At 58.5% G+C, this 22011-nt stretch carries 22 protein-coding genes; 11 read left to right on the top strand and 11 right to left on the bottom strand.

All coding sequences use genetic code 11. The features are described 5' to 3' along the window. Positions 1-159: 159 nt before the first annotated feature. From H7848_RS01790 to H7848_RS01760, 7 genes are all read right to left on the bottom strand, one after another. A complete protein-coding gene (locus H7848_RS01790; RefSeq protein ID WP_208347516.1) occupies positions 160-588 on the bottom strand; it encodes a hypothetical protein in 429 nt (142 codons plus the stop codon). A 75-nt stretch (positions 589-663) separates the two neighbouring features. After that, positions 664-1251 carry a DMP19 family protein gene (locus H7848_RS01785; RefSeq protein ID WP_208347515.1) on the bottom strand — a complete coding sequence of 196 codons (588 nt, stop codon included), beginning with the start codon at positions 1249-1251 and terminating at the stop codon, positions 664-666. 12 nt (positions 1252-1263) lie between these two features. Beyond that, positions 1264-2973 (bottom strand): urease subunit alpha, encoded by a 1710-nt coding sequence (gene ureC / locus H7848_RS01780; RefSeq protein ID WP_208347514.1) that lies wholly within the window; start codon positions 2971-2973, stop codon positions 1264-1266. 158 nt (positions 2974-3131) lie between these two features. Further along, the gene (locus H7848_RS01775; protein WP_208347513.1) at positions 3132-3440 is read right to left on the bottom strand and encodes an urease subunit beta; all 309 of its coding nucleotides are present in this window, start codon (positions 3438-3440) and stop codon (positions 3132-3134) included. Beyond that, positions 3437-3739, bottom strand: coding sequence for a hypothetical protein (locus tag H7848_RS01770; protein ID WP_208347512.1), 303 nt, complete (start codon positions 3737-3739; stop codon positions 3437-3439). Before H7848_RS01770 ends, H7848_RS01775 begins: the two co-directional genes overlap by 4 nt. 15 nt (positions 3740-3754) lie before the next feature. Then, positions 3755-4057 (bottom strand): urease subunit gamma, encoded by a 303-nt coding sequence (locus tag H7848_RS01765; RefSeq protein WP_208347511.1) that lies wholly within the window; start codon positions 4055-4057, stop codon positions 3755-3757. An 8-nt stretch (positions 4058-4065) separates the two neighbouring features. Then, positions 4066-4887 (bottom strand): urease accessory protein UreD, encoded by an 822-nt coding sequence (locus H7848_RS01760; RefSeq protein ID WP_208347510.1) that lies wholly within the window; start codon positions 4885-4887, stop codon positions 4066-4068. A 283-nt stretch (positions 4888-5170) separates the two neighbouring features. On the opposite strand from H7848_RS01760, the gene pyrC reads away from it, so the two are divergent. From pyrC to H7848_RS01745, 3 genes are all read left to right on the top strand, one after another. Beyond that, positions 5171-6217, top strand: coding sequence for a dihydroorotase (gene pyrC / locus H7848_RS01755; RefSeq protein ID WP_208347508.1), 1047 nt, complete (start codon positions 5171-5173; stop codon positions 6215-6217). Further along, positions 6214-6894 (top strand): orotate phosphoribosyltransferase, encoded by a 681-nt coding sequence (locus tag H7848_RS01750; RefSeq protein WP_208347506.1) that lies wholly within the window; start codon positions 6214-6216, stop codon positions 6892-6894. The genes pyrC and H7848_RS01750 overlap by 4 nt, the downstream gene beginning before the upstream one ends. A 208-nt stretch (positions 6895-7102) precedes the next feature. Further along, entirely contained in the window at positions 7103-8599 is a 1497-nt protein-coding gene (locus H7848_RS01745; RefSeq protein ID WP_208347504.1) for a replicative DNA helicase, read from the top strand. A gap of 42 nt (positions 8600-8641) precedes the next feature. Here H7848_RS01745 and H7848_RS01740 read toward each other — a convergent pair whose 3' ends face one another. Then, positions 8642-9205, bottom strand: a complete 564-nt coding sequence (locus tag H7848_RS01740; protein ID WP_208347503.1) for a hypothetical protein — start codon at positions 9203-9205, stop codon at positions 8642-8644. A gap of 405 nt (positions 9206-9610) precedes the next feature. After that, positions 9611-10219 (bottom strand): TetR/AcrR family transcriptional regulator, encoded by a 609-nt coding sequence (locus tag H7848_RS01735; protein WP_208347502.1) that lies wholly within the window; start codon positions 10217-10219, stop codon positions 9611-9613. A 148-nt stretch (positions 10220-10367) separates the two neighbouring features. On the opposite strand from H7848_RS01735, the gene H7848_RS01730 reads away from it, so the two are divergent. The 5 genes from H7848_RS01730 (at position 10368) to H7848_RS01710 (ending at position 16277) form a co-directional block, all read left to right on the top strand. After that, a complete protein-coding gene (locus H7848_RS01730; RefSeq protein WP_208347501.1) occupies positions 10368-11597 on the top strand; it encodes an HlyD family efflux transporter periplasmic adaptor subunit in 1230 nt (409 codons plus the stop codon). Then, complete coding sequence (gene devC / locus H7848_RS01725; RefSeq protein WP_208347500.1) at positions 11594-12769, top strand: ABC transporter permease DevC; 1176 nt, start codon at positions 11594-11596, stop codon at positions 12767-12769. The genes H7848_RS01730 and devC overlap by 4 nt, the downstream gene beginning before the upstream one ends. Continuing rightward, on the top strand, positions 12769-13476 hold the full coding sequence (locus H7848_RS01720; protein ID WP_208347499.1) for an ATP-binding cassette domain-containing protein: 708 nt from the start codon (positions 12769-12771) through the stop codon (positions 13474-13476). Before devC ends, H7848_RS01720 begins: the two co-directional genes overlap by 1 nt. A gap of 135 nt (positions 13477-13611) precedes the next feature. Beyond that, on the top strand, positions 13612-14586 hold the full coding sequence (locus H7848_RS01715) for an ABC transporter substrate-binding protein (protein ID WP_208347498.1): 975 nt from the start codon (positions 13612-13614) through the stop codon (positions 14584-14586). Beyond that, positions 14586-16277: an ABC transporter permease gene (locus H7848_RS01710; protein ID WP_208347497.1), complete on the top strand. Its 1692-nt coding sequence runs from the start codon at positions 14586-14588 to the stop codon at positions 16275-16277. The genes H7848_RS01715 and H7848_RS01710 overlap by 1 nt, the downstream gene beginning before the upstream one ends. Here the strand turns inward: H7848_RS01710 and H7848_RS01705 are convergent. Both H7848_RS01705 and H7848_RS01700 read right to left on the bottom strand, forming a co-directional pair. Then, positions 16274-17290 carry an ABC transporter ATP-binding protein gene (locus H7848_RS01705; RefSeq protein ID WP_208347495.1) on the bottom strand — a complete coding sequence of 339 codons (1017 nt, stop codon included), beginning with the start codon at positions 17288-17290 and terminating at the stop codon, positions 16274-16276. The genes H7848_RS01710 and H7848_RS01705 overlap by 4 nt on opposite strands. Positions 17291-17362: 72 nt before the next feature. Next, positions 17363-18385: a LacI family DNA-binding transcriptional regulator gene (locus H7848_RS01700; RefSeq protein WP_208347493.1), complete on the bottom strand. Its 1023-nt coding sequence runs from the start codon at positions 18383-18385 to the stop codon at positions 17363-17365. Between the two features lie 128 nt (positions 18386-18513). On the opposite strand from H7848_RS01700, the gene H7848_RS01695 reads away from it, so the two are divergent. From H7848_RS01695 to H7848_RS01685, 3 genes are read left to right on the top strand one after another with little or no spacing between them, the layout of a single operon-like run. Beyond that, entirely contained in the window at positions 18514-20028 is a 1515-nt protein-coding gene (locus H7848_RS01695) for a sugar ABC transporter ATP-binding protein (RefSeq protein WP_208347491.1), read from the top strand. A gap of 10 nt (positions 20029-20038) precedes the next feature. After that, a complete protein-coding gene (locus H7848_RS01690) occupies positions 20039-21043 on the top strand; it encodes an ABC transporter permease (protein ID WP_208347489.1) in 1005 nt (334 codons plus the stop codon). A gap of 25 nt (positions 21044-21068) precedes the next feature. Next, complete coding sequence (locus H7848_RS01685) at positions 21069-22007, top strand: substrate-binding domain-containing protein (RefSeq protein ID WP_208347487.1); 939 nt, start codon at positions 21069-21071, stop codon at positions 22005-22007. The last annotated feature ends 4 nt before the right edge of the window (positions 22008-22011 follow it).

The raw sequence follows: 22011 nt of genomic DNA, 5'->3' as shown, positions 1-22011 counted from the left end.
AGTCAAATCGACAACGCCAACGCCCCTATAAAGTGGCAACATTATGTCGAAATGCCACAGTTTTGCCTAGAAGTATTTTAAGCCATGTGGTTGTAAATGCAGCAAAATCATTGAAAATACACGCATAGATATTTTTGTAAAATATTAACTCGCGCATAGCTAGCATTGCCCGCCAGACAGGCAAAGGCGCACTTGTGCAATAAGCTGCTCGGTTGGCTCATATATCATGTTGGGCGCGCATAGCCCCAGATCAAATCTATAGCCCGCCGACGGATACAACAAAACCGGGCCAATCAAACGGCGGTCCGTAAGCAGGAATGGACCTGTGCCCCAGATCGCACTCTCTTCTGCGATACGGCTATCTTCAGGTATAAAAAATGTCACCGGTTGATCTGCATCAGCCCCGATGACACCCCCACGAAACACCCAGTCATCACTGCTGATCTGCCCTATCACAATACTGATCCGGTCGTCTTCCAGCGCCGCCTGGGCAAGCGACAGAATATCCGGGGTGTCGCAGCTTAGGGAATAGGCGGGCATGCCCATGGTACAAAAGATCACTGCTGCAAGTGCGTAAAATCGTTTCAAATCCAGTCTCCTCTCACGGTCAGTACAAGTAAGACGCGGTTGGATCTGAAAATCTTGGCGACTTAGAACCGAAAGTCAGGCATGTTGTCGCGCGTCGTAATATGCATTGGCCGCTTCGAAGTATTGTGGTGGGCCAAGCCATTCCAAGTTACAAACGTGATTGTAGAAATAGTCGCTTTCATTTTCAAAGAGCAGTCCGTCGGGATCAATTTCCTCGACAATCTCACGACGCTTTTCACTGTCGAGCTCATAACCGTTCGGAAATTTATCCATCGCCTGCTGCAATTGATGGGCCGCTTGCTGCAATCCTATTCTTTCAAATCCTTTAACGGCTTCCGGTGCAATTGTTCCCGTTGAATTGAAGAAGAATTGCCATATACCGCCATTGGCAATTTCCAGATGCGCCCAATGCATTGCAAATAGCTCAACAGCTTCGTCCGACACACCCTGGCAGCTTTTTTCCCATTCTTCGCGGGTACCGTAGAAGTCAAAATCCTCATAATGATCTATAAAAACTGCCATGTATCTGGCATTAGGTAGTGGACGGTTCAATATACGGCGCACAATCCATTCGAGGGGCATGAAGATCAGATTCAATACAAGGTTAATTACCAAGGACAGAAGCTGAAATGGAAACAAAATGACTTTTATAATTATTTCCATTGTCAACCCAATTCAAAACAAGAAATACCGCTGTGCCATGGGCAGTTCTTTGGCGGGCTCGCAGGTCAGCAACTGACCATTGGCCCGCACTTCGTAGGTTTCGGGGTTCACCTCAACCTCGGGTGTGGCGTCGTTCAGGATCATGTCTTTTTTACCGATCCCGCGGGTGCGTTCGACCGCAAGCGTGGATTTCGCCAGCCCCAGTTGCCCGCCGATATCCGCCGCCTGCGCGGCACCTGACACGAAGGTCACGGCAGAGTTTTCGACCGACCGCCCAAAAGCCCCGAACATAGGCCGGGTGTAGACGGGCTGAGGCGTCGGGATCGACGCATTCGGATCACCCATCTGCGCACAAGCAATGGTGCCGCCGATCAGCACCATCTCGGGCTTCACCCCGAAAAATGCAGGGCTCCACAGGCATAGGTCGGCGCGCTTACCTTCCTCAATCGACCCGATATGCGTGCTGATCCCATGGGCGATCGCGGGGTTGATTGTATATTTCGCGATATAGCGGCGGACACGCAGGTTGTCGTTGTCGCCCGCTTCCTCAGCCAAACGCCCGCGCTGGACCTTCATTTTATGGGCGGTCTGCCATGTGCGGATGATCACCTCGCCCACGCGGCCCATGGCCTGGCTATCGGACGCGATGATCGAAAACGCGCCCATGTCGTGCAGGATATCTTCGGCCGCAATGGTTTCCTTGCGGATGCGGCTTTCGGCAAAGGCCACATCTTCGGGGATGGACTTATCCAGGTGGTGGCAGACCATGAGCATATCCAGATGCTCTTCCAGAGTATTCACTGTATAGGGCCGCGTCGGGTTGGTGGAACTTGGGATCACATGGTCCAGCCCGCAGACCTTGATGATGTCGGGCGCGTGCCCGCCGCCTGCGCCCTCGGTATGGAAGGCGTGGATCGTCCGGCCCTTCATCGCGGCGATGGTGTTTTCGACAAAGCCGCTTTCGTTCAGCGTGTCGGTGTGGATCATCACCTGCACATCCATATCATCAGCCACAGACAGGCAGCAATCGATGGCGGCAGGCGTGGTGCCCCAATCTTCGTGCAGCTTCATGGCGCAGGCACCGGCGTTGACCATCTCAACCAAAGCCGCGGGTTGGCTGGCGTTGCCCTTGCTGGACAGGCCGACGTTCATGGGAAAGGCATCCAAAGCCTGCAGCATCCGCCCGATATGCCACGGCCCCGGCGTGCAGGTGGTGGCCAGCGTGCCGTGCGCGGGCCCGGTGCCGCCGCCCAGCATCGTAGTCAGGCCGGAATGCAAGGCATCCTCGATCTGCTGCGGGCAGATAAAGTGGATATGCGCATCAAAGCCGCCCGCGGTCAGGATCTTGCCCTCGCCCGCGATGGCCTCGGTTCCGGGGCCGATGATGATGTCGACACCCGGTTGCGTATCCGGGTTGCCCGCCTTGCCGATCTTGTGGATCTGCCCGTCTTTCAGGCCGACATCCGCCTTGTAGATGCCCGTGTGGTCGACGATCAAGGCGTTCGTGATCACCGTGTCCACCGCCCCGTCGGCCCGTGTGACCTGAGACTGCCCCATCCCGTCACGGATCACCTTACCGCCGCCGAACTTGACCTCTTCACCGTAGGTGGTCAGGTCGCGTTCGACCTCGATGATCAGGTCGGTGTCGGCCAGCCGGACTTTGTCGCCCGTGGTGGGGCCAAACATATCAGCATAAGTCGCGCGGGATATTTTTGCGGGCATTTCTTGGTGCTCCCTCGTCTGTCTGATTTATGCACTTAGGGCAGCGCCGGCCCGAGGGTGGCGCAATCGCGCCGCCCATGGGGGCGGGTCGGCGCGGCCCGGTGGTGCCCACCGGGCAGGTTCTGTTACCGATAGAAAAAACGTCGTGACTACCAAACTCACTCCAACGCCCCCATCACCTTGGCATTAAACCCGAACACTCGGCGGGCGCCGCGTAGGGGGACCAGGCGGACCTCGCGGGTTTGGCCGGGTTCGAACCGCACGGCCGTGCCCGCCGCGATGTCCAGGCGCAGGCCGCGGGCGGCGTCTCGGTCAAAAGACAGTCCCGGATTGGTTTCGGCAAAGTGATAATGGCTGCCCACCTGAATAGGCCGGTCGCCCGTGTTTGACACCGTCAGCACGATCACCTCGGCCCCGTCGTTCAGGGTGATCTCGCCCTTAGCCGGGAAGACCTGGCCGGGGATCATGCGTCTTCCCGCGTGCGTTCGGCGCGGATGACTTTCTGCACCACGAAATCTGAAATCCGCTTGCCGAACAGACCCACGCCCGCGCCCACAACCAGCAAAAACGCCGAGGTATCAATCCCGAACACCCCACAAAACGCAGCGCCCGCGATCAGCATGACAATCAGCGTCAGCAGGTCGAATTCGTTGGGGTCCAGCTTGACCTCGGACAATGCGACCTTTTCCATGAAGGCTTTCAGTTTGGGTTCGATCACGGGCACCAGATAGCCTGCGATTACTCCGACAATAAGACTTCCAAGCATGGCTGAATTCCTTTGCTAGCGAATGGGATGATGAACGGTCACCAGTTTGGTGCCATCGGGGAATGTGGCTTCGACCTGCACGTCGTGGATCATTTCGGGGATACCGGGCATGCACTGATCTGCGGTGATGACATGGGCGCCGGCCTCCATCAGATCGGCGACGGACCGGCCATCGCGGGCGCCTTCGACCACGAAATCGGTGATCAGAGCGATTGCCTCGGGGTGGTTCAGCTTGACACCACGTTCCAGACGGCCGCGGGCGACCATGGCGGCCAGGCTGACCAGCAGTTTGTCTTTTTCACGTGGGGTCAGGTTCATGCGCTCTCCTACAATTGCCAGACCCGCGGCAGGGGGGCCGTTCTAAGGGTATTGAGAACCAAAGCCGTCGCCTGACGCAAGGGAAAAGCGTCACTGGCCATCATCCGGATCACGCATTTGCCGTCCCAGGCCGAGGCCGCGGCGGGGATGTCCGCGGGCAATGCGGCGCGCACTTTGGGCAGATGGTCAGCGGCATCGGGGGCCAGCAACGCAATGGTGGTGAACGCGCGGTGGCCCGCCAGTGTGGCGGGGTTCTGGCGGTCTGTCAGGGTGTCGGTGGTGATGCGCAGGGGTTCGATCATCTCAGAACGGCCCGCGCGGGTGATCTGACGGTGATCGGTGAACTGCAGGGTGTCGACCGTTTCGCCCATGGCGGCGCGGCCCAGAACGATGGTTTCGACGAACAGAAAGCGGGCGTCATCGGCCAGGTCAACGCGGGTTTGCCGGGCCAGGGCCGCGCCGTCGAACAGGATCGTTTCCTGTGGCAGCCAGTCCAGCGATGCACCCTGCCCGACCGTGATCTGAACATCCAGCCGCGCGACACCGCCGGGGCTGGCATAGGCGCGCTCGGCCGTTTGGGTTGTCGCCACCAGCTGCGCATTTGGGGCGACATCAATCTGGAATATCAGGTGATCGCCCCCGGTCAGCCCGCCCGCGGTGTTCAGAAACACGACCTCGGGCACTGGATCATGGACATTGGGCAGAAAGGCCTTGGCCGAGCCTGACTGATGCAGGTCCCGCAGCACAGTGCGCCCGCCTTTGGCCTGCACGCCCACATGGGCGCGCCCGCGTGTGCGCTGAAGCGATTGGGAAGTCTGTGTGTCGAACATCTGTTTCAGGTTAGTGCATGCTTCGAAAAATCTGCAATACTCCATTAGGACAAATCGCCCGGTGGGCACCACCGGGCAGCGCCCGACCCGCCCCCCACGGCGGGCGCTTCTCGCCCACCCTCGGGCCGGTCGCTGCCCTTACATCTTTGTTTTCTTGGGCTTTCATGCAGAAAAGTGCGGCTGCCTAATTCTGAAAGACATGATCCACAGGAAAACCTGACTTGCGCAAATTTTAGGCACCAACCCCATGGTGCTGACCGCCCCGATTGTGTAAGCGGATGATATGACTGACCGAATAACGATCCGCCGCCCCGACGACTGGCATTTGCACCTGCGCGATGGGGCGATGCTGCAAGGTGTTCTGCCTGAAACCACCCGCCATTTCGCCCGCGCTATTGTGATGCCGAACCTGGTGCCGCCCGTTATGACCGGGGCAGACGCCGCCGCCTATCGTGACCGGATCATGGCCGCGATGCCGGATGGGGCCACATTTACCCCACTGATGACGCTCTACCTGACCGAGGACACCGACCCCGACGATGTCGCCGCGGCCCACGCCAGCGGGCTGGTCACGTCGGTCAAGCTTTATCCCGCGGGGGCCACAACGAACTCAGCCTCAGGCGTGCGGGATTTTGACAAGGTCCGCCCGGTGCTGGAAAAAATGGCCGAAATCGGCATGCCCCTTTGCGTTCATGGCGAGGTCGTGGATGCCGACATCGACATCTTTGACCGCGAGGCCGTGTTCATCGACCGCGTGCTGGACCCGATCCGCCGCACCACACCGGGGCTGCGCGTGGTGATGGAGCATGTGACAACCCGCGACGCGGTGGATTATGTGCAAAGCAATCCGGCCGATCTGGGCGCCACGATCACGACGCACCACCTGATCATCAACCGCAACCACATGCTGGTGGGCGGCATCAGACCGCATTACTACTGCCTGCCCGTGGCCAAGCGCGAAAGCCATCGTCAGGCTCTGGTTGCCGCCGCAACCAGCGGCGACGCACGGTTTTTCCTGGGCACCGACAGCGCGCCGCATACGGATCCGAATAAGGAAAGCGCTTGCGGCTGTGCGGGTGTTTTTTCGGCCACGAACACGATGTCTTGCCTGGCCGAGGTGTTTGAGGCAGCGGGCGCCCTGGAAAAGCTGGAAGGCTTTGCCAGCCTGAACGGCCCCGCCTTCTACCGTCTGCCCCCGAACGACGCCCAAATCACCCTGATCAAAGGCGATCCGGTGACTTACCCCGACAAAATCCACACCGGCGACGGCCCCGTGACCGTCTTTGACCCCGGCTTTCCCCTGCACTGGCGTATTGAGGTTGACGCATGATCCCCACAAGTTTTCCCGATGCCAAAGAAATGGCCCGCCTGACTGCGCGGATGCTGCTGGAAATCAAGGCGGTGCACTTCAATGCAGATGAGCCGTTTACGCTGGCCTCGGGCCTGCCCTCGCCCACCTATATCGATTGCCGCAAGCTGATCAGCTATCCGCGCATCCGGTCGACGCTGATGGATTTTCTGACTGTGACCGTCATGCGCGACGCAGGGTTTGAGGCCTTTGACAACATCGCGGGTGGCGAAACGGCGGGCATCCCCTTTGCCGCGATGGTGGCCGAACGGATGGCGCTGCCCATGACCTATGTGCGCAAAAAGCCCAAGGGGTATGGCCGCAACGCCCGCATCGAGGGGGCGATGTCTGAAGGCCAGCGCGTGCTGCTGGTCGAAGACCTGACGACCGACGGCGGATCAAAACTAAGCTTCGTCGATGCGATCCGCGACACCGGGGCCACCTGCGGGCATACGGCAGTGATTTTCTATTACGGCATTTTCCCTGAAACCGAGAAGACGCTTGGCGATCACGGCATCACTTTGCATTCCCTTTGCACCTGGTGGGACGTTCTGGCCGAGGCCAAGGCGCAAAAGGCTATTGATGCCAATACCTTGCGTGAAGTCGAAGCCTTCCTGAACGATCCCCGCGCCTGGCAAGCGGCCCGCAGCGGTGGATAACATGTGGACAGAACTGTCCACAGAATCGCTTTGGGCGACAAGATTTAGAGAAGACCCGACGCAGGCAACCAAGATATAGCCGTCCGAAAATACCCCACCGGTTTTGCACCGATTTATCCCGCATCTTATCCAAAAAGATTTGCACGTGGATTTTTATATGTTCTAACTGGTATCTGATCGTTCACAACAGAAAAGACGGGCAGTCACGATGAACGACCTGACAGCGGTTAAACCTGCGTCTGATGTGCAGGATATTGCGGATATTATGCCGCATTCGATCGAGGCCGAGCAGCAATTGCTGGGCGCGATTCTGACCAACAATGATGTGTTCGACCGGGTGTCTTCGATTATCGGGCCGCAGCATTTCTATGACCCCGTGCATGCCGAGATTTTTGAGATTGCCGCGCGGCGGATTTCGCAGAACAATCTGGCCTCGCCCGTCACGCTGAAGCCGTTTCTGGAAGATCACGCAGGGCTGGCTGAACTGGGCGGGCCCACCTATCTGGTGCGGCTGGCCGGGGCGGCGATCAGCGCGTTTGCGGCGCGGGATTATGCGCAGATGATCTATAACCTTGCGATCCGGCGTGAGTTGATCGGGCTGGGGCAGAATATCTCGTCCAAGGCGGCCAAGGTCGATGTCGACAGCGAACCGCGTGAACAGATCGTCGAGGCGGAACAGCATCTTTACAAGCTGGCCGAACAGGGGCAGGCGGAAAGCGGGTTTCAAAGCTTTCTGAAGGCTGTCACCGATGCAGTGAACGTCGCCAACGCCGCCTATCAGCGGGACGGCGGGCTGGCCGGTGTGTCGACCGGGCTGGTCGATATGGACAAGAAACTGGGCGGGCTGCACCGGTCAGACTTGCTGATTTTGGCCGGGCGCCCGTCGATGGGGAAAACCTCGCTGGCGACCAACATCGCGTTCAACATCGCCAAGACCTATAAGAAAGGCGCGCTGCCCGATGGGTCTGAGGGCGCCGTCGACGGGGGCGTTGTGGGCTTCTATTCGCTTGAGATGTCGGCCGAACAGCTGGCCGCGCGGATTTTGTCTGAAGCGGCCGAAGTGCCATCAGAACAGATCCGCCGCGGCGACATGACCGAGGCCGAGTTCCGGCGGTTTGTCGAGGCGGCAAAGGCGCTTGAGGCCTGCCCGCTTTATATCGATGACACGCCCGCCTTGCCGATTTCCCAACTGGCCGCGCGTGCCCGGCGGCTGAAACGGACCCACGGGCTGGACGTGCTGATCGTCGACTATCTGCAACTGGTCCGCCCCGCGACGGCCAAGGACAGCCGGGTGAATGAGGTGTCGGAAATTACCCAAGGTTTAAAGGCCATCGCCAAGGAGCTGGACATTCCGGTGATCGCGTTGTCGCAGCTGTCACGTCAGGTGGAAAACCGCGAAGACAAACGCCCGCAGCTGTCGGACCTGCGCGAATCCGGATCGATCGAACAGGACGCCGATGTGGTGATGTTCGTCTTCCGCGAGGAATATTACAAAGAACGCGAAAAGCCCGGCGACCACGATCTGGACGCCATGGCCAAATGGCAGGAAGAAATGGAGCATTTGCACGGCAAGGCCGAAGTCATCATTGGCAAACAACGTCACGGCCCCATTGGCACCATCGAACTAAGCTTCGAGGGTCAATTCACCCGCTTCGGCAATCTGGTCAAGCCGTGGCAGCAAGGTAGTGGCGGAAATGATTTCTGATATCCATCCACCACTACTGCTGAATACATAACATTGGCCGCTTTATGTGCAGCGAATTTCGAACTTCAAGACGCCGGTTTCAGAGTCAGAAAACAAGATCATTTCCGGTGACACTTCCAGAAAATAGACGTCGTCTTGAGTGATCGGCAGGAGATGTTGTTGCCCTGCGGGAATGACATGTCCTTGATGAGCAACCGCAAGTTCCATTCTATCGTCAATCGCCGGCTGTTCGCCATATATGACAGCGCTGACAGCAAGGGGTGTGGACGCGTTGTTTTGGACTGCGATCAACTGAGCGTTTGGCAGGTTGTCAAAAACTTCCGTGCCCTGATTGTCAAAATTCAAAGCTTCGGCATCACCAAACGGCAACAAGAAAGCCATTGTGCTGTCACTACAGTTTTGGGCAGTCAAAATCGCAAGCGTGTCATCTTTTACCGTTGTATTGAAGTAAAAATAGCTGCCACCAGCGGCCACGAAGCCAAGGATGCCCAGAATAGATCTGGTGCGTTGCGCTTTGAAGATCAGTACCAACAGCAAACATAGTAGCATAAACCCCGCAGGCACACCGTAGAGAAGAAGTTCGAAAGTCGTCTTTGACACAAGCATTGAAGGTCCACTCCTTGTATATTCAATGTGCGATACGGGTAGCCTTCAAAGTAAACGACTCTCAATCCTGATAGGCTGAACTTATGAAGATATGCATCAGCAGATACTGAAATACATCATGGCCCAAATGGACTATGCCTGATCACTGCGGCACGCCATTTGTCTGCTTTATTGCACAGACAACCCATTGATTTTAAATATTTTCAATGCCCAGGTAAAAGATACTATCTGACATGGTTTTGGGCGTTTGACCTTCGCCCCCTGAAGCGCGGGTAGATGTTGGAACAGTTCAGTCTGCAGATCATGTCATACTCAGGATGGAAGACGGACGGTACATAAGTTCTTTGCAATGACGAACAAAAAACAGGAATGGCCTGCCCCCCGAGGATAGAAAGTCCGCCCAGATTATGATCTATCTGATGGAACGGATTGCGGATCAGGGCACTGGCCCATGACAGGTGTGGCCCAGCCTTGCAGAAACCCGGCCAGGTGGGTTTCGATATCCAGTTTGGGGGCCAATCCGGGCTGTACGCGGCCGATCAGGCGACGCAGCAGGATGGGGCTGAGCAGTGACAGGACAAGCTCCATCGGCGGGCCGTTACGCAGGTGACCTGCGGCCTGATGCTGGGCGATGACCTGTCCCACGCGGGCCATGGCGGCGGCGGGGATATGACGGGCCTCATCTAGCACCGCATCGCGCTGCACGCTCAGCATGAAATCCGCCAAAAGACTGATATTACGGTCCAAAAGGCGGCTGTAGGCGTCGATAATCGCTTTCAGATCGCGGGTCAGGTCGCCAGTGTAGTCGATCCCGTCGCCTGCAAAAAGGTCAGCCTCTTTCGCCAGGGCTGCTGTGAACAGGGCCGATTTATCACCGAAACGACGGAAGATCGTGACTTCGCCTATTCCAGCGCGTTCAGCCACCTTTCGGGTGGTCGCGTCACGCAGGCCCTCTTCGCGCCAGATTTCCAATGCGGCGTCCAGAATGCGATCCTCGTTGATGGGCGCAGGCATGGCATATCCTCCCTTGTATTTTTCTTGGTTGACACCATCTGCTTTCAATAGCTAATGAAAGCGTATACTTACAATGCGATGAAAAAGACAGCAAAAACGACCGACACGGACAGGTTGCCACGGGCAAACCTTGGACAAGGGATGCAGAATGACTGAACCAGGCAAGGCCGACAATCGCGAACCAAAATTGCCGCTGAAAGAAACCGGTGTATCCAAGGCCGATACGGCTGCCCCTGCAAAAAAGAGGCGTCTGCGCTGGGTGCCCCGACTGGCGATGTTATGGGTCTTTTTGATTGTTGGCGGCGTGATCGGGTTGTATTTTCAACCCCCTGCTCTGCGTGCGATTTTTGCGGCAACCGGTCTGGAACCAGGCGGCGGCACTGATACCCCCATTGCTGTCGCAATCGCCCAGATCGAAGCGGCTGAGGAAATCGCGGTTCTATCCGAAGGCGATGTTGTGGCCCTGGGTCGGATCATTCCACAGGGTGATATTGTCGTGCTGGCGCCGCCCTTTGGAGCAGGTGACGCGCGTGTTGACACTTTGAACGCATCAGAAGGCAATCAAGTCAGCAAAGGCGATATTCTGGCGGTGCTGGATAACAAGGCCCAGCGCGAAAGTGCCGTTGCCACAGCCCGTGCAGCATTGCAGGTGCAGCGGGCCGCATTGGTTCAGTCACGCGCCGATGTGACGGCCAGCCTGGCCGAAGCCCGCGCATCTCTGGAACGGGCCGAAGCGACCGCCGAAGCGGCATCCTCGGATCTGGAACGGGCCACTGAATTGCTGGAACGCGGCGTGACGACGCGTGCGACTTTTGATGCGGCTTTGGCCCGCGCGACCGAGGCTGAACGCGATGTCGCCCGTAACCGCGCCACACTGTCCCGGTTCGAGATGACCGAGGGCACCGCACAACCCGCCATCCTGCTGGCCGAAGCGAATGTCGCCTCGGCCGAGGCCGAATTAAGCCGTGCAGAGCTGGCGCTTGACGAAGCCTTGGTGCGCGCACCGATTGACGGCACCGTTTTGTCGATCAACCTGCGCCCCGGCGAACGGCCCGGGTCCGACGGTATCATGAATTTGGGCAATACCGACGTCATGACAGTCGAGGCCGAGGTTTATCAGTCGATGATCGGTCGTGTGGCCATTGGTGACCCGGCCCAGATCACCGCCAGACCCTTTTCTGCGCCACTGACCGGAACGGTCACCGCGATCGGTCTGGAAATCGGGCGTCAGACGATCACCTCGGATGATCCAGCGGCCAATACCGATGCGCGTGTCGTGGATGTGATTGTCACGCTAGACCCTGAATCGTCGACCCAAGCCCGGCGATACACCAATCTGGAAGTCATCACCCGGATTGATGCAGGGCGCCAGGAATGACGCGATTTCTATCATGGGTGCTGGGACGACTGCCCATCGGCTGGCTACAGCTTAGTCATTCGCGAGCACGTCTGATCGTTGCGGTGGCCGGTGTGGTTTTTGCCAATGTGCTGGTTTTCGTGCAACTGGGCATTATGGGCGCGCTGAATGCCTCGGCCGTGGCGCCATATGATTTGTTCAAAGCGGATATCATGATCACCGCAAGCGACGCAAAGACGCTGACCGACGGCTCGAATGTATCACGTGCCCGCATGTTTCAGGCGCTTTCGATCCCCGGCGTCAAAGCAGCCGCCCCGATTTATATCGGGAATGTGGAATGGCAACGGCCCGATGGCGGCAGTTCGACTGTGCAGGCCATCGGTCTTGATCCCAGCCAGCCAGAGTTTGCCCGGAAAGACCTGCAAAGCAGCATGCAGACGCTTCAACTGGCCGACACGGTTCTGTTCGATGCGCTGACACGTGGCATCGCGCCCGGCCTGCTGGACACCGCCACCCCCGCAGCCCCCTATCAGGTCGAGCTGACCGGTCGGACGATCAATATTGTGGGCACAATGGAAGTCGGGGCGGGTTTTTCTGCTGATGGCACGCTTTATACCTCGGATCAGACGTTCCTGCGGCTGTTCAACAACCGCAGCTCTGGGGCACCCACGCATATTCTGGTCAACGTTGAAGACGGTCTTGACCACAATGTCGTCGTTGAGCGGTTGCGCCATGTATTGCCCGCGGATGCGGTCAAGGTCGCAACAACCGAAGACGCAATTGCCGCCGACCTTAGGTATCAGACAACAGAACGCCCCACAGGCATCATATTTGGCTTTGGGGTGATCATCGGCATCATCGTCGGGATCGTCATCGTTTATCAGGTGCTATCGACCGATGTGGCCGATCACCTGTCGGAATATGCCACCTTCAAGGCGGTGGGCTATCCACAAGGGTTCTTTGTTTCCATAGTGATCGAACAGGCGATCATTCTGGCGGTGCTGGGTTTTCTGCCGGGGCTTGCGATCGGCACAAGTATTTATGTGGTCCTTGGGGCCGCCACGGGATTGCAGATGACCATGACGTTCAGCCTGGCGCTGTCGGTGTTGATCGGAACCATTGCCGCCTGTGCCCTGTCGGGGGTGATTGCAACGCGACGGCTGGCGGCGGCTGATCCGGCGGATCTGTTCTGATGGACGGTGTAACGAAAACCGGGTTTGCTGTGTCTGTGTCGGGCATGAACCACTATTTCGGGTCGGGTGAGGCGCGCAAACAGGCGATCTGGGACGTATCGCTGGATATTGCCCCGGGCAGTCTGACGGTGCTGATGGGGCCATCGGGGTCGGGCAAGACCACGGTTCTGACCCTGATGGGCTGTTTGCGCGATGTGCAAGAGGGCAGCGTGCGTCTTTTGGGCGAAGAACTGAACGGCGCGTCTGGGGCGCAAGTGGTGGCGCTGCGCAAACGCATCGGCTTTATTTTTCAGGCGCACAACCTGCATGGCAGCCTGACCGCCACACAGAATGTCATGATGGCGTTGCAGGTGCATGGGTCCGGTGACACCGCAGCACAGCGCCGCGCCGCACATCATATGCTGGGCCTGGTCGGGTTGGCCGACAGGGTCAATTATCTGCCGCAGAACCTGTCGGGCGGTCAGAAACAACGGGTGGCCGTCGCCCGCGCGCTGGTGTCAAACCCCGAGGTCGTCTTTGCCGACGAACCCACCGCCGCATTGGACAAAGAGTCGGGCATGACGGTGGTTGATATGCTGAAAGACCTTGGCCGTCTGCGGGGCACAACGACAGTGATGGTCACCCATGACAACCGCATTCTGGACCGCGCCGATCGGATCGTGACGCTGGAAGACGGGCGGGTCGTTTCTGACAAGAATAACACGTAAATCGGTTATCTCGACTACATCCTACAACCTTTGTAATACGATCCTGACCTTGGTCGCGATATGTCGTTGACCTGACATTCCAGTGTTACGTTCAAACAATACGTCGGACTGAGACATGTCTTGAAGGAGATTCCGATGAAAAGTTTTCTGGGCCTGATCGCGGCCCTTGCGATGGCCGGAACGGCCGCTGCCGATGTTTCCGGCAAACTTGTTTTGTACACGTCGCAGCCCAATGCCGATGCGCAGCAGACTGTTGACGCCTTTACCGCCAAATACCCCGATGTCGAGGTCGAGTGGATCAGGGACGGCACGACCAAGGTCATGGCGAAACTGCGCGCTGAATTCGAAGCCGATGCACCCCAGCCTGACGTTCTGCTGATCGCCGATATGGTCACGATGGAGGGGCTGAAGGCCGAAGGGCGTCTGATGGCGCATATGGATGCGGATGTATCAGCCTATGATCCCGCGCTGATGGATCAGGACGGGTTTTATTTTTCGACCAAGCTGATCACGACAGGTATCGTCTATAACACGGCCGCACCCATGGTGCCCACGTCCTATGCCGATCTGCTGCGGCCCGAGGCGAAAGATCGTCTGGCCATGCCGTCGCCCCTGACATCGGGGGCTGCCACGATCCATATGGCGGCGATCACATCGCATCCTGATCTGGGCTGGGATTTCTATGAAGGCTTGGCCGAACAGGGTGCGAACCCCCAAGGCGGCAATGGCGGCACCTACCGGGCGATCGCGGGGGGCGAGAAGCTGTATGGGTTTGTCGTCGACTTCCTGCCGATCCGCAACAAGCTGGACGGCGCACCGGTTGAGTTCGTTTTCCCCGAGGAAGGCGTTTCTGCCGTGACCGAACCCGTGGCGATCCTGTCGACGGCACAGAACCCCACGGCGGCCAAAGCCTTTGTCGATTTCCTGATTTCACCCGAAGGTCAGCAACTGGCGGCCGACATGGGTTATCTGCCCGCACATCCCGATATCGCGCCACCCGAAGGTTTTCCCGACCGGTCGCAGATCAAGCTGCTTGATTTTGATCCCGCTCAGGCGTTGCAGGATGATCAGGCCAACAAGGAACGCTTTATCGAGATATTCGGCGGCTGATGCTGCGCCGTTTTCTGGGCGGCGAGTATCTGATGCTGGCCGCTCTGATCCTTTTTGCACTTTTTCTGTTCGTGCTGCCAATGGGCCTGTTGGGTCGGGTGGCACTTGGCGATGGGCTGGCACCCATTGGCGAGGCGCTGCAAAGCCGGTCCGTGCTGCTGGCGCTATGGAATTCACTGGAAAGCGCGGCACTGTCATCGCTGCTGGCTTTGGTGGCGGGCACTCTGGCTGCGCTGATCCTGGGGTTGACGGATGTTCGGGCCAAGGGGCTGTTCACCTTTCTGCTGCTGATCCCGATGATGATCCCGCCCCATGTGACCGCAATTGCGTGGATACAGGCGCTGGGGCCATCGTCGGCGTTGTTGCAGTCGGTGGGGCTGGCACCCGAGATCGGGTCGACCCATCCGCTTTATTCGCGTCAGGGGGTCATCCTGCTGTTGGGCCTGCAACACGCGCCGCTGGTCTTTCTGGTGGTTCTGGCCGCATTGCGCAGCCTGCCACGTGAGATGGCAGATGCTGCGCGGGTCGCAGGTGCACGGCCCTGGCGGCTGATGGTGCGGATCATCCTGCCGCTTTTGCTGCCATCACTGATCGCGGCATTTGCGCTGGCTTTCGTCTCGGCACTGGGAAATTTTGGCATCCCTGCGCTTTTGGGGATACCGGCGCGCTATACCACCCTGCCCGTCCTGATCTGGCAGCGGCTGGCCAGTTTCGGGCCTTCGGTTCTGACCGATATGGCCGTGATTGCCAGCCTTGTCGCCGTGATCGCGGTTCTGGCCGTTTTACTGCAGATGTGGCTGTCATCGCGCCAGCGCAACGCGCTGATCGGTCCGCCGCAGCCATCGCTTGATATTCGCCTTGGCCGCGCCCGGCCATTGGTTGAAGGTGGTCTGATCATGGTTCTGGTGGCGGTACTGGTTTTGCCCATCACCGCGCTTTTTGCAACGGCCCTTGTGCCGACCTATGGCGTGCCGCTGACGGCTGAGACCATCACGCTCAGCAACTTCTACGAAATCCTTTTCCGCCAGGCTGTGACCGCGCGGGCCTTTCTGAATTCGACCATCGTTGCAGGGTCCGCGGCGGCTATCATCGCGGTTCTGGCAACGCTGGTGGCGCGTTTCATGACCGTACCGCAGCGTTCGATGCGGCGGGTCGGGACGGGGCTGACCACACTGGCCGAGATGACCTATGCCATCCCCGGTCTTGTCATATCGGTGGCTTTTATCCTGGCCTTCATCAGACCAATCCCACTATTGAATATCTCAATCTACAACACGCTGACGATCATTCTGTTGGCCTATCTTTGCGCCTTCTTTTCCATCGCGCTGAAACCGGTCAGTTCGGCCTATCTGCAACTTGACCCGGCGTTGGATGAGGCCGCGCGCGTGGCGGGTGCCAGCTTTGGTCGCAGGTTGCGCCGGATCACCCTGCCCCTGATCGCCCCTGCCGCGGCCTCGGGCGGTATTCTGGTGTTTCTGACGGCCTATAACGAGGTGACGGTGTCCGCACTACTGTGGTCCAGCGGGACCGAGACGATCGGCACCACGATTTTCAACTATGAAGACGGCGGATATACCACTCTGGCCTCGGCCATGGCGGCGGTCACGGTGATTGCGACTGTGATGCTTATGTTACTGCTGGACTGGCTGGGCCGCCGTGCGCCGCCGGGTGTTGTGCCTTGGCGGATTTAGCCCGGCAAAACCCAAGCCTTTTCAAAGATCAGACGCAATTGTTCACCGACCTGAACCGGTTGTTGAACGTTCAATTGAATATCGGCATCGAGACCAGCGCTGTTGACTGTGACCTCCCAATGGCTGCCGCGATAATGAACGGATGTCACCTGGGTGGGCCAGCCATCGGGACCGGTTTGAATGTTTTCGGGTCGGACAAACAGGATACAGGGCCCGTCGGAAACGCCTGTCACCGCGATGTCCTGATCGGCAACCCTAGCACGTCCGTCTTGAACGGTGGATTTTATCAGCGTCCCCCGCCCGATGAACCGCGCGACTGTTTCGTTCGCGGGTTCGGCATAGATCTGCTGTGGCGGGCCGATCTGCAGAATATGACCCTGATCCATGACAGCCATGATATCGGCTAGCGCCATCGCCTCGCGCTGGTCGTGGGTGATGAATAATGTGGTGACACCGGACCGATCATGGAAGGCGCGCAGCTCGGTCTCCATCGTTTCACGCAGATGCGGATCAAGGTTGGCCAAGGGTTCATCCATCAGGATCGTCTGGGCCTTGCCCGCCAGACACCGGGCCAAAGCGACCCGCTGGCGTTGGCCGCCCGAAAGGGCCTCGGGGCGGCGGCCAGCGTATTGTGTCAGTGCGACGGTCTGCAGATGCTCGGCTGCCTTGGCACGCGCCTCGGCCTTCGCGAACCCCTGGGACTGATAGGGAAAGGCCACATTTTCCGCGACCGTCAGATGCGGCCACAGCGCGTAGGACTGAAACACAACACCAACACGGCGGTCTTCCGGCGGGATGAAAACATCATCGCCCACAACCCGTTGGCCATCCAATTCGATAGATCCGTGCTGCGGCGTCTCAAGCCCCGCGATCAGACGCAGCAGGGTGCTTTTACCGCAGCCCGACGGCCCGACGACGCAGAATAACTTGCCCTTCGGGATATCGAACGACACATCATCAACGGCGCGATGATGCCCGAAAATCTTCGTCAACCCTTTGACAGATATGCTCATTTATTCCCTACCCCCACTCTTTGCCATTCAGCATAGCTTTGTGTCAGAGGTATAACAGTCTGGTCTGGCGCGTTATCGCAAGAACCGCACACTGTCACGTTCGATCAGTTGCACATCATGCGTTTCCATGGCCGCGTCCGGCACCGCATCCGCGGCGATCAGGCCCAAGAGCAGTTTCATCGCGGCTTCGCCGATATCCAGCCGCGGCTGCCGAATGGTCGTCAGGCGGGGGCTGGCGACTTTGGAAAAGGCGATGTCGTCAAATCCGATCACTGACACATCCTGGGGGACACGCAACCCCAGAACGGCGCATTCGGACATAAGACCAATGGCCATTTCATCGTTTGAACAGAATATCACTGTCGGCGAATTGGTTTGGTTGACCAACGAGCGGGCCGCAGCAATGCCGCTTTCAATTGTGAAGTCCCCGTCGAAAATATGATCGGGCGCAACGGTCAGCCCGGCATCTTTCATACCGTCCAGAAAGCCCTGGTGTCGCTGTCGGGTCAGGATGTTGTCGGCGGGGCCTCTAAGATGAGCAATGCGGCGGTGACCATGATCAATCAGGTATTGCACCGCCATGCAGGCCGCGGCCGCGTTATCGATGCCGACGTGGGGCACGACCTGCTGTTCCAGACCTTCGGACACGGACACGATCGGCGGCAGGGTTGCGCCCGACGGTCCAAACCGCTCGACTAAGGAGGGTGGCAGATGGCCGTTCAGCAACAGCGCCCCATCCGCTTGGCCGTTGATCAGGGCATTCAGGAATTTTTCAGCTCGTCTAGGGTCTTGCCCGGCATCACCAATCAGGATTGTCTGATTGGCTGCCGATGCAACGCGTTCGATCCCGGCCAGGATTTCGGAAAAGAAGGTGTTCCCAATATCAGGCACCAGAACAATGACCGCATTGGCACGGCGTTGGCGCAGATTGCGGGCGGCCTGGTTTAAGGTGAATCCGGTCTGATCAATCGCGCCAAAGACGGCCTGCCGGGTCGAATCGGACACAATATCGGGCGTGTGGATCGTACGGCTGACGGTTGCTGTCGATACGCCCGCGATGCGGGCGACGTCCTCGATTGTGGCGCGTTTATTCATGGTTAACCTTTTGATCTGACTGGCTTTAAACGCTTGGTCGTTTACCAGCAAGAAAATCCTTTACAGCGCACAATGTAAAGGATTACATAAATATGTAAAGGTTTACATACCTTTCATGGGAGGAGAAAATGGCCAAACAAGACGGCCAGCCAAGTGCGCTGCTTGCCGGTGTGCAGATCCGCAAATCCTACGGCCCGGTCGAGGTGCTGCATGGTGTGGATTTTGACGTGCGCCCGGGCGAAGTTCATGCCCTGCTTGGTGAAAACGGCGCCGGAAAATCAACGCTGGTTAAAGCTCTGTCCGGTCTTGTCACGCCGACAGATGGTCAAATCCTGGTCGACGGGAGTCAGGTCTCTTTCAAGTCGGTTGCTGATGCCGAGGATGCAGGCATTATCCTGATCCATCAGGAATTCAATCTGGCCGAACTGCGCACGGTTGAGGAAAACATCTTTCTGGGTCGCGAACGCCGCCGTGGGCCGTTTCTGGATAAAGCCGCGATGCGCACCGAGGCACGCGCATTGCTGGATCAGTTGAATTGTTCTGCCCCGGCTACGGCGCAGGTCGCAAGCCTTGCCGTTGCAGACAAACAGATGGTCGAAATCGCAAAAGCCATGTCACGACAGGCCCGCGTGCTGTTTCTGGATGAACCCACCGCGGTGTTGACCAAGGCCGAGACCGCGTCTCTTTTCGCGCTGGTGCGGCGGTTGAAGGCCGAGGGCGTGGGCATCGTGTTCATTTCCCACAAGCTGGATGAGGTGGCCGAGATTGCAGATCGGATCACCGTTTTGCGTGACGGGGCCTGGGTCACGACGGTGGATGCCCAAGGGGTGACCCCCGATGACATGGCCCGGATGATGGTCGGGCGGGAACTGTCGGATTTTTACCCTGATATGCCAGAGCCGCTGCCGGATGCCTTGCTTGAGGTCGACAGTGTGGTGGCCCCCGGTGTAAGGCGTGCCAGTTTCAATCTGCACAAGGGTGAGGTGCTGGGCTTTGCCGGGCTTCAGGGTGCTGGTCGCACGGCTTTGATGGAGGCGCTGATCGGTCTTCACCCAAAGCAGAGCGGGACGGTGAAGCTGGGCGAAGCGGCACAGCATTTTCATAGCGTGGCCCAATCAAAAGCCGCGCGCATCGCCTATCTGACCAAGGATCGTAAGGGCAAGGGGCTGTTGCTTGGTAACGATCTGATCTGGAACTTTTCGCTGTTTGCGCTGGATAAATTCGCGAAGCCCTTTATCGACCGCAAAGCCGAAAGGCGGGCCTATGAAGCGGCGGCGCAATCGGTCGACCTGCGCGCGGCCTCGCCCAAGTTGACGGCGGGCAGTCTGTCCGGGGGCAATCAACAGAAGCTGCTGCTGGCCAAGGTTCTTGAAGCGGACCCGCAGATCATCATCATCGATGAACCCACCCGCGGGATCGATGTGGGCGCCAAGGCGCAGATCTATGGATTTATCGCCGATCTGGCGGCCCAGGGACGTGGGGTGATCGTTTTGTCGTCCGAACTGCCCGAAGTCATTGGCCTGAGTCATCGCGTGGTCGTCATGCACGACGGCCATGTCACGGGATGCCTGAGCGGCCCGGATATCAACGAAGAAACAATCATGCGCTATGCCTCGGGCCTTGTGTCCGATCAGGCAGCGTGACGGAGCGGATATGTCAGAGACAACAGCACAAGGCGCGGAACAGTCGAAATGGGCGCGGATCGATTGGAAGATGCTGGGACCCGTCGCGGCCCTTGTCGCTTTGCTGATCCTGGGCAGCTTTCTGAACGAAAACTTCCTGTCGGCGGGCAATCTGCTGAATATCCTGACGCGTTCGGCCTTTATCGGGATCATCGCGATCGGCGCGACCTTTGTGATTTCGTCCGGCGGCATTGACCTTAGCGTCGGGTCCATGGCGGCGTTCACGGCCGGTGTGATGATCATGCTGATGAACTGGATGCTGGGCATGACCGATATGATCTGGCTGATCGTCATGGTCGGTGTCCTGGCGGGCGCCTTTATCGGAACAACGGCGGGGTGGATCAACGGCATTTTGATCACCCGCGGCGGGATCGAGGCCTTTATCGTGACCCTGGGCACCATGGGGATTTACCGCAGTCTGGTGACTTACCTGGCCGATGGCGGTACGCTTAGCCTGGATCGTGAGGTGCGCGCACTTTATCGCCCGGTCTACTATGGCGATGTTCTTGGGCTGCCAATTCCGGTTCTGCTGTTCGCCTTGGCCGCCGTGATTGGGTGGGTTGTGCTGAACAACACCGCTTTTGGCCGCCACGTCCAGTCTGTGGGCGCGAACGAAGATGTGGCACGGTATTCGGCGATCAATACCAACCGGATCAAGGTTTACGCCTTTATGATCCAGGGGGCCTGTGTGGCCCTGGCCACCATCGTTTATGTGCCCCGTCTTGGCTCGGCCTCGGCGACCACCGGTGTTTTGTGGGAACTTGAGGCGATCGCAGCCGTGATCATCGGCGGCACACTGTTAAAGGGCGGATACGGTCGGATCGGCGGCACCATTGCGGGCGCACTGATCCTGACCCTGATCGGCAATATCCTGAATCTGACCGATCTGATTTCGAACTATCTGAATGGCGCTGTTCAGGGCGTCATCATCATCGCGGCCGTGTTCCTGCAACGCGGGCTGGGCCGAAAATCATAGACTGATACTTAAAGGGAGGAGACCCATGAAACACTTGCTTTCAACACTTGCCGTGGTGGCGTTCAGCGCCACAGGTGCGGCAGCCGAGGATGTGACCATCGGCGTATCCATTCCGGCGGCGACGCATGGTTGGGCCGGTGGTCTGAACTGGCATGCGGCCGAGGCCGAGCGCCGGCTTGAGGCGCAGCACGAAGGGCTTGATATCGTCATTTCCGCCGCCGGATCTGCCACAGAACAGGCCAATGCGCTGGAAGACATGGTTGCGGTTCAGAACATCGATGCGCTGGTCATCCTGCCCTTCGAATCCGACCCGCTGACCGATCCGGTGGCCCAGGTCGCCGCCAGCGGCGCCTTTATCACTGTGGTTGACCGTGGTCTGGCCGATCCGTCGATCCAGAACATCTACGTGGCTGGCGATAACGTGGGCTTCGGCCGATCAGCGGGCGAATATATGGTTGATCGCCTTGGCGGCAGCGGCAAGGTCGTGGCGATGCGCGGTATCCCCACAGTTATCGACGATCAGCGCATGCAGGGCTTTGAAGCCGCTATCGAAGGATCAGGGATCGAACTGATGGCTGCCGAACACGCCAACTGGTCACGCGACAAGGCGTTTGAGGTCATGCAGGATTACCTGACGCGCTTCCCTGAGATCGACGCCGTCTGGGCGGCTGATGATGACATGGCGCTTGGCGCTCTGGAAGCCATCCGGGAAGCTGGCCGCGAGGACGAGATGTTCCTGGTCGGCGGCGGCGGGGCCTCGGCCGTGATCAAGGGCGTTGCCGATGGCGATGCATCTATCCCGGCGACTGTGCTTTATCCGCCTTCCATGATTGCCACGGCGATTGATCTGACGGTTGCGCGGTTCATGTCAAACGGTCCGGTTGAGGGCACGTTCAACCTGGCCTCGCCGCTGATCACCTCTGAAAATGCGGCGGCGTTCTATTTCCCGGACTCGCCTTACTGATCCT

It is taken from the genome of Pseudaestuariivita rosea, from assembly GCF_017592335.1.
GTDB classification, from domain to species: Bacteria; Pseudomonadota; Alphaproteobacteria; order Rhodobacterales; family Rhodobacteraceae; genus Parasulfitobacter; species Parasulfitobacter rosea.
Note: the sequence above shows the minus strand (reverse complement) of the source record. Positions and strands in the feature narration are given on the sequence as shown.